The following is an 8,294-nucleotide window of genomic DNA, read 5'->3' as shown; positions in this document are numbered from 1 at the left end:
GGCCGTGCCTGTTAGGCGACAAAGGAGCCTTACAGGCATCGACAGCAAAGCAAAGGGGTTTCTTCCCCCTCAAAAAAGCGTAATGAGTCCTGATCCTAGAGCAATTTCGGTTTGGAACGCGGAGCGTTTCAAACTGAAGACGCTCTAAAGACGTGGCCTGCCGCGTCCAGGTCAGCGAAGCGGCGTACGGGCCATGACCAGCAGAGTCACCGACGCGGCTCCGGCCTCACGCAGGACCGAACTGGCGGCGCGGGCGGTGCTGCCGGTGGTCATGACATCGTCCAGCAGCCAGCAGTGCCTGCCCGCCAGATCCGGCGTCGCGACGGCGAAGCTCCCGCGAACGTTGGTGGAGCGCTGGGCGGCATCCAGTCCGGCCTGAGGGGAAACGCGTCGCGCCCGGTACAACAGGTCATGCCGCAGCGGCAGGCGAAGTTCCCGGCAGAGCGCCACAGCCAGCTCGTGCGCCTGATTGTAGCCGCGTTCCCGCAGGTGGGTGGGGTGTTGCGGCACGGCCAGTACGAGGTCGGGCGGCGCAGTCTCGGGAGGGAAGGTTTGCAGGTGGCGGGCCAGCAATGCCCCCAGCGGACCGGCCAGCGCCAGCTCTCCTGAGAATTTGAGACGCAGCAGGCAATCACGCAGTACGCCTTCGTAGAGGCCATAGACCCGTATGTCGTCCCAGGGAGGAGGATCGGCCAGACAGTGACCGCAGGGCACGCTGGGGCCGTCCTTTCGGTCCGCGTGCGGCAGGGGAAGGGCGCAACGCGGGCAGGCCGCTCCCTTGTAGGGCGCAAATCGCGGCAGGCACCGTGGGCAAAAGGCTTCGTCCCGTGTCGGCGTGAAGGGAGCAAGGCAATGCGCGCAGCGACGTTCCAGCAGGCTGAGGCAGCGCAGCAGCCACTGGGCGGAACGAACAAGCGTGGCAACGCTCATGCGGTGGGCGAGGCAGCCGGGGCGGCAGACGGCGCAGGCATGGTCGATCCCGCCTGCTGTCGTCCCCAGTCATGCATGGTCGTCCGCAGTTCGGCGTCGATATCCGACGGCGATTCGATGCCGCGCATCGACTGCCGTTGCGTGAGTTCGCCCCGCCCGAGTGCCCGCAAGAAATACGACAGGCAAAGCTCGCTGCCTGCAAACAGCTGCTCCCCCCGGGGGCGTCCCGCCACCAGCAGCGACAGGTTCACGACAGGATCGTTCCTCCCCGTGCTCTCGGCCTCCCGCGCCGCCCAGCGGCTTTGCGCGCGATCCACGAGACATTTGAACTGGCCGGGCAGGGCATAGAAATAGACGGGCGCGGCCAGCAGCAGGAACGGCGTCCGCTCCAGAGCGCACAGGATATGCTCGGCGTCGTCATCATCCGCGAGGACGCAGCGATGCGGCGGCCGTTGACAGCCGCCGCAATGCGTACAGGGGCGGACGCGGTATTCCCGCAGCGGCAGGGGCTCCAGCACGAGCCCCAGCTCCGCTGCTCCTTCCATGAAATGCCGGGCAAGGGTATCGCTGCTCCCGTTGCGCCGGGGACTGCCCAACAGGACGATCCCGTGCGGCATCAGCAGAGATCCCCGCAGAAGGCGTTCTGGCGGCGTTCGTCACCGATGGTCGTGGCAGGCCCGTGACCGGGGTAAGCGTCCGTGTCCTCGGGCAGCGTGAAGAGCTGTTCGCGGATGGAACGCAGCAGCAGCGCCTGGTCGCCGCCGGGAAAATCCGTACGGCCGATGGAGCGGAAAAACAGGGCATCACCGGTAAAGACGGCATTTTCCGCGGGATAATAGAGCGAGATCCCGCCGGGCGTATGGCCGGGCGTATCCAGCACCGTGAAGGCGAGCCCGCCGAAGTGGCGTTCCCCGGCGGGAAGATCTTCCGTGGTATAGGGCGACACGGGCGGGAATCCCCAGATGCCGCCGCGAACGGATTCCGTATCGTCCAGACAGGCCTCATGCCGGGAGGCATAGACGGGAGCGCCCGTGGCGGCGGCAAGGGCGGCTACGCCATAGGCATGGTCGAAATGCTTGTGCGTCAAGCAGATGGCGAGCAATTTCAGGTTACGCTGTGCAAGGTAATCCTGCATGGGGGCGGGATCGCCGCCCACATCGATGATGACGGCTTCCCTGTCGTTGCTCACCACATAGCAGTTGGTTTCCAGCGGGCCGAGAGCAAATTTGGCAATGGGCATGATGGTTCCTTTCCAGAAGTTTTTTGCAGGATACGTTGCCCGGCGAGGAACGGCAAGCAAAGATGCGCCGGGCTCTGCGGTCCGTGTGGCGGATGATCGGCGGACAGTGGGAAAAGTCATGGATTTTTCTAGACACACGACCGGGCCGCGGCATACCATAGACGGATGAATACGGAAAAATCCACACCGAGCCTGACTCGCGGCGATCTCATGGAGATGGACGCCCAGCTTTTTGCCGAGCTGCGGCGCGTGATCCCTTGTACGGGCTGCGCCCTGTACTTCCCCACCGAAGCGCCTGGGCGGCAGCCCGAACTGCTGGCCGGGGAACGGCGTCTGCTCCTGCCGCTCTGGCGGGGAGAAACGCCGCTGGCCGTGGCCATGCTGCACGGCGTGCGCGTGCGCGAGACACGCCAGGCCCTGCCGTTGCTGCCCGCTGTGGCGGACATCTGTCTGGATCTGCTGGAACGCACTCGTGGGGAACGCACTGATGCCGTGACCGGTCTGGCTACGGAGAACCTGCTCTATGCCCGTATGGAGGAAGAGGCCGCCCGCGTACGCGAACAGCTTGCCGATCCCACGGCCGAAGATTCGCGCGGCGCTTCCCTGCACCGGCTCTGCATGGGACTGGTGCTCGTGCGGATGAGCAACGGCAGGGAGCTTGCCGAGACCTACGGCTATGCCTTCACGGACGGCTTGCTGCGTCAGGTGGCGGACGCCCTGCGGGCGGAATTGCCGGGTAATGTCATGGCGGCGCGTGTGGGGCGTTTCGGCATGGCGGTGCTCATGCCCAGCAGCAGCGGCCGCAAGGCTTGTCAGCGGCTGGCGCAGGAGGCGCTCCGCCGCATGGTCGGCGTCGAACAGCGCTGCGGGGTGACGCGCAAGGTCGTGCGTCCTCGTCTGTGCGCGGGACATGCCGTCTACCCGCAGGACATGGAAGGGCCGGAATTTGCCCTGTCCATGTACGAACAGGCCCGGCGCTTCATGGAGCGGGCCAGACTGGCCGCCAGAGAGGCGGTCAAGAGTCGGGTCCCCGGGCGCATCATGTCCTTTGCGCGCATCCTGCAGGAGGGCGGCGTCATCGAGGAATGCCTCGGCATGGGCCGCGTGCGCATCAGTCTCGGCCTGCGTGCCAAGGCGCGCGAAGGGCAACGTTTCGCGGTCTGGGAACCGGATGCGGAGGGCCGACGGCGGCTGCGGGGAGAGGTGGTGCTGCTGCTCGTGCGTGAGCAGGATGCCGTGGCCGAGACCCTGCAACTGACCGATGCGGCGCGCCCGCTGGCCGTGGGGCAGCGACTGGCCCTGCTGGATGAGACGGCGGAATTTGACGGGGAAGAGGGCATCCTGGCTGAAGAAGGGTGGTTGCCGCGTGAAGGCGCTGCCGGGGAACCCGTTGCCGCCGGTGGCGTGGAGGAGACGCAGCCTCCCGCGGAGACGCCAACCGAGGCGGAAGACGTGCCGGAAACGCCCGCTCCGTGCGAGATCGACGGCGGGCTGGAAGGATTTTGGGGGCACGGGGATTTTCGGCGTGCGCTGCGGCAGCGTGCGGAAGAGCGGAACCATTTCGTGCTGGCTCTGCTGCGTCTCGAGCTGGCGGGGGATGCTGCGGCAGGCGGTTCTCCCTGCCATGCGCTGGGACAAGCGGCCGGATCATGGCGCAAATGCCTTGCCGGACAGGAAGAAGCGGCAGGGGAGGGCGTGCTGTGCGGGCTGTACGGAGGCAACGGACTCATATTCTTCCATCCCGTCATGGACGAGCGGCCGTTGCTGCCGCTGTACGAGTCGGTCTGCCGGACGCTGGACGAACAGGGCGTACGCGCCGCCTGCGGACTGGCGACCTATCCCTTTTTGCAGTTCCGCAAGGGCGAGATGCTGGAATGCACCCTGAAGGCGCTGGAATACGCCCTCCTGCTGCCCGCGCCGCATGTGGGCGTCTGCAACTCGCTGGCCCTGAACATCAGCGCGGACAGGCGCTACAGTCAGGGCGACATCTTCGGCGCTGTGGAAGAGTACAAGCTGGCTCTGCTGGCGGATGAGGAGAATGTGCTGGCGCGCAATTCGCTGGGCGTCTGCATGGCTGCGCTCGGGCGTCATCATGAGGCCCGGCGGCATTTCCTCGAAGCCTTGCGACGTTGTTCCGAGCCCGGCCAGGTCGCGCAGACGCGCTATAACCTGGGTACAGTATGCCAGCAGCTGGGTGAGCGTCGCACGGCGGCCCGCTACTACCGTCAATGTCTGGCAGCGGAGCCGGAGCATCTCTATGCCCACCTGCGTCTCGGTCAACTGTGCGAAGAGGGTGGGCGGCGCAACGAGGCGCGCCGCTTCTATGAGGAGGCGGCCCGCATCGAGGACCGCCTGCGCGAAGGCAGGCAGGACGGCGGCCCAAGTCTGGCCCGGCGCTATCTTGCCCATGTGGCCGCACGGCAGCGGCGTGGGGGCGAGGCCCGCGAGCTGCTGCATGAGGCGCTGCTGCGAGATCCCAACGATGCCGCCTCCATGTTGCTCATGGCCCGGCTCTATCTGGACGGCAACGAGGACCCGTCCGTGGCCGAGCTGCTGGCCCGCAAGAGCGTGCGCCTGCATGATACGGCCGAGGGCTGGCGGGTGCTTGCCAGAGCCTTGCGGGCCCAGGACCGGGAAGATGAGGCCCGTCTGGCGGAGGCGCGCATCCCTTCGGCCTGAGACGTGAATCGGAACGGCGCACCCGTGCGCCATGCAAAGGAGAGATCATGACGCAGACCCTTGTTCCCGGACAGAATTGTCCTGTCCCCGCATCCCTGCTTTCCGTCAGCATCAGGGCCGGAGCCGCGGCCGACTTTTCCGCGTTTCGTCTCTTTGCCGGCGGCAAGACGCGCCGGGACGAGGACTTCGTGTTCTACGGGCAGAAAAGGAATGATGACAGCTCCATCTCGCTCAGCCACGACGCCTGTTCCGGCGTGTTCAGCGTGGATCTGACACGGCTTGCGCCGGATGTGGAAAAGGTGGCCCTGGCCGTCACCTCGGACTTCCCTACCGTCGCGCGCCTGTCGTCCCTGACGCTGGAGGTCGCGCAGGGGGCGGAGTGCCTGCTGCGCTGTTCGGTCGAGGTGGCGCGTCATGATGAGGCGGCCCTGATCCTGGGCGAATTCTACCGGCGCAACGGACAGTGGAAGTTTCGCTTCGTGGCGCAGGGCTTCCGGGGCGGTCTCAAACCGCTTGCCGAGTTCTACGGCGTGGATGTGGCGGACGATGCCCCTCCGCCCGCTCCGTCCCCCGTGCCACCTCGTCCGGCCCCTTCGGGTCCCGCACAGTCCGGCCCGGTGCCGCCACGTCCGGCCCCGAGCGGCGCATCTGCGCCATCTCGCGCCGTCAACCTGGGTAAGATCGTGCTCACCAAGGCCTCTCCCCGCATCGACCTGACCAAGCATAACCTTGCCGGGGGCCTGTACCGCGTCAATCTCAACTGGAACCGCGCCTTCACGAGCAGGCCGAGCGGCCTTGCCGGTCTGTTCAACCTCAATCGGGGCATCGATCTGGATCTGGCCGCCTATGTGCGTCTGAAAAACGGGGAGCATACCATCGTCCAGGCCCTTGGGGAACAGTTCGGTTCTCTGGATCAGCCGCCCTTCGTCAAGCTGATGGGCGATGACCGTACGGGCAGTCAGGCGGAGGGCGAATGGATCCACATCAACGGTGACCGTATCGACGATCTTGCTGAGGTCATCATCTTTACCTTCATCTATGCCGGTGCCCCCAACTGGAACGCGACGGATGCCGTGGTGCGCGTGGACATCCCGGGCCAGGCGAAGATCGAGACGCGGCTTTCTGACGGCAATGAGCCGCTGCCCATGTGCGCCATCGCACGCATCATCAATAGCGGCGGCAAGTTGAGCATCGAGCGCCTAGAACGGTATTTTCACGGCCATGAGGAGATGGACCGCTTTTTCGGCTGGGGGTTCAGATGGCGGGCGGGCTGGAAGTAGCGCCGCAGGCCGACGTGTGCTGGCTTGCGGAAGGTTATGCGTCGCAACGCGATATGGCGCTGGCCATCAAGGCGGCCTACCCCGATATCCTTCTGCTCGTTTCGCATCGGGACGACCGGCAGGAGATACTGGGCTGTGGCGACATCGCCCTGCGCGAGCCCCGGGACGAGGAGGAGCGCGCCGCTTTCATCGAGGAGGTCATCCGGCGTCATGCCGTGACGCTCCTCCATGCCGGGCGGCGCGGTCGCTGCCGGGCGGCGCGGTCGCTGGTTCGAAAGCCGCCGCGCGCCTGGAATCGCTGGGGGTGCGGCTTTCGACGGGAGCCTGCCGCGAAGCGGACTTCGTGCTGGCTGATAACAAGCTCCAGTTTTCGACACTGATGCGAGAGGCCGGGTTGCCTGTGGTACCGGCCCTGCCCATAGAGCGGGCGGAGGATCTGCGCGAGGCGCTGCGCACATCGCCCTTTGGGGCTGTCCGTTTGTGCGTCAAGCCGGTACAGGGCGTCTATGGGCAGGGCTTCCGCATCCTCGACGACAGCGTCAGCCTGCGGGACGTGCTGGCGGATACGGCGGGGCGGCGCGTGCCGTCCGCCTGGTACCTCCGTCTGTTGGAAGAATCGCCCGAGCCGCTGTTGCTCATGCCCTATTGCGGCGGGGACGAGTATTCCGTGGACATGCTTGTACGGCAGGGGCGCGCGCTCTGCTCCGTGCAGCGGCGCAAACACGGGCTCCTGCAGGATCTGGAAGCACCCAGCGAGGCGACGGAGATCGCGTACGAATGCGCCCGCCTGCTGGGATGCGACGGCCTGGTCAATATCCAGCTCATCGAGGCGGAAAAAGGACATCCTCTCCTGCTGGAGGCCAATTTGCGACCTTCCGGCGGCATCGGCTACGGCCTTGCCGCAGGGTGCAACCTCCCCGCCTTGTGGGCTGGGCTCATGCTGGGCAGGCTGGGCCCGGAAGAGGTCGCTCGTCAGGCGGCCCAGGCTCTCCGGCCAGTGACCATCCGTCCGCTGACGGTGGCCGTCCCCCTTCCCCCGGCAGGAGGAGAGAGATGGGGGGCGCCGGACGCTTCGGTGTCCGGCAGAGGAAATGGAGTATGTCGGCCGACAACGGGAGCGCAGACATGTCTTGTCGAGAGTTGATATAATTTGTAACATAAATGTAACAGAAAAATCACCACACCGGTATGGTTTGTGGTATGCTGAAAAAATGAGCAAAAAACGGCCGCAGCGCAGACAGGCTGCCGCCGGGCAGAAACGCGTCATCTTTGGAGGAAACGCATGGAACGGCTTTCCCCCTATGCAGTGGGGACGACTCTCTACGTGCCTTCGACCGCCTGGAAATACATGGAAAATATCCTCGCGGGAAAATATGGCGTTCTTCCTTCCGTCACGCTCTGTCTTGAGGATTCCATCGACAGCAGCGAAGTGGCGCAAGGCATGGAATGCATCGAGCGTTTTCTTGCTGCGGCGCGGCAGAGCGACGGCCAGTCCCATATCTTCATCCGGCCGCGTGACGGCGGCAATCTTTCCGCCCTGTTGGACAGGGGGCGCCTCGAAGGCATAGCCGGATTCGTGCTGCCGAAATTTCGGCTTGCCGATCTGCCTGACTGGGAGCGGCGTCTGCACGGCTTGCCGTACCTCTGGATGCCGACGTTGGAGACGGCGGAAGCTTTCGATCCCGCCGCCATGCGAGAACTGGCTGATGCGCTGCTGGCCGGACCGGGCCGGGAGCGCATCGTGGCGTTGCGGATAGGCGGCAATGATCTGCAGCAGCAGCTCGGGGTGCGGCGAAGCGGACGGCATACCGTGTACGAGGGGCCGCTGGGATATGTCCTCGGTATGCTGGCCACCGTATTCTTGCCGCGCGGCTTTGCGCTGACGGCTCCGGTCTTTGAGCTTCTGGACGATGAGACCTTGCTGGCCGCTGAGCTTGAGCGCGATATCCTGCATGGTTTTTGCGGTAAGACCGCTATCCATCCCGCCCAGCTGCACCATATCCAGACCGCTTTCAGGGTCACCCCGGAAGAGGTTGCCTCGGCGCGCGCCATACTGGAAAAAGAGAAGGCCGTATTCCGTTTTGACGGCAGGATGTGCGAACCGGCCACGCATTCCCACTGGGCCCGGAAGATCCTGGAGCGCAGGGACGTTTTTGGGGAGAGCG

General features: G+C 65.4%; 8 protein-coding genes. 5 read left to right on the top strand and 3 right to left on the bottom strand.

The features are described from left to right. Nucleotides 1-171: 171 nt before the first annotated feature. From Q0K00_RS10590 to Q0K00_RS10580, 3 genes are read right to left on the bottom strand one after another with little or no spacing between them, the layout of a single operon-like run. Nucleotides 172-930 carry a ComF family protein gene (locus Q0K00_RS10590; RefSeq protein WP_297229338.1) on the bottom strand — a complete coding sequence of 253 codons (759 nt, stop codon included), beginning with the start codon at nucleotides 928-930 and terminating at the stop codon, nucleotides 172-174. Next, nucleotides 927-1,547 (bottom strand): flavodoxin family protein, encoded by a 621-nt coding sequence (locus Q0K00_RS10585; protein WP_297229336.1) that lies wholly within the window; start codon nucleotides 1,545-1,547, stop codon nucleotides 927-929. Before Q0K00_RS10585 ends, Q0K00_RS10590 begins: the two co-directional genes overlap by 4 nt. After that, nucleotides 1,547-2,170 (bottom strand): MBL fold metallo-hydrolase, encoded by a 624-nt coding sequence (locus Q0K00_RS10580; protein WP_297229334.1) that lies wholly within the window; start codon nucleotides 2,168-2,170, stop codon nucleotides 1,547-1,549. Before Q0K00_RS10580 ends, Q0K00_RS10585 begins: the two co-directional genes overlap by 1 nt. 165 nt (nucleotides 2,171-2,335) lie before the next feature. On the opposite strand from Q0K00_RS10580, the gene Q0K00_RS10575 reads away from it, so the two are divergent. The 5 genes from Q0K00_RS10575 to Q0K00_RS10555 all read left to right on the top strand — a co-directional run. Further along, nucleotides 2,336-4,849 (top strand): tetratricopeptide repeat protein, encoded by a 2,514-nt coding sequence (locus Q0K00_RS10575; RefSeq protein WP_297229332.1) that lies wholly within the window; start codon nucleotides 2,336-2,338, stop codon nucleotides 4,847-4,849. A 47-nt stretch (nucleotides 4,850-4,896) separates the two neighbouring features. Further along, nucleotides 4,897-6,129, top strand: a complete 1,233-nt coding sequence (locus Q0K00_RS10570; RefSeq protein WP_297229331.1) for a TerD family protein — start codon at nucleotides 4,897-4,899, stop codon at nucleotides 6,127-6,129. Then, nucleotides 6,108-6,509 (top strand): hypothetical protein, encoded by a 402-nt coding sequence (locus Q0K00_RS10565; RefSeq protein WP_297229329.1) that lies wholly within the window; start codon nucleotides 6,108-6,110, stop codon nucleotides 6,507-6,509. The genes Q0K00_RS10570 and Q0K00_RS10565 overlap by 22 nt, the downstream gene beginning before the upstream one ends. A 20-nt stretch (nucleotides 6,510-6,529) precedes the next feature. Further along, nucleotides 6,530-7,273: an ATP-grasp domain-containing protein gene (locus Q0K00_RS10560; RefSeq protein WP_297229340.1), complete on the top strand. Its 744-nt coding sequence runs from the start codon at nucleotides 6,530-6,532 to the stop codon at nucleotides 7,271-7,273. Between the two features lie 138 nt (nucleotides 7,274-7,411). Further along, nucleotides 7,412-8,294 (top strand): HpcH/HpaI aldolase/citrate lyase family protein (locus tag Q0K00_RS10555; protein WP_297229327.1); only part of this gene is annotated, 883 nt, incomplete at its 3' end.

The sequence above is a fragment of the uncultured Desulfovibrio sp. genome, assembly GCF_944327235.1.
Taxonomy (GTDB): domain Bacteria; phylum Desulfobacterota; class Desulfovibrionia; order Desulfovibrionales; family Desulfovibrionaceae; genus Desulfovibrio.
The sequence above is the reverse complement of the archived record's forward strand: the minus strand, read 5'-3'. Positions and strand labels throughout refer to the sequence as shown.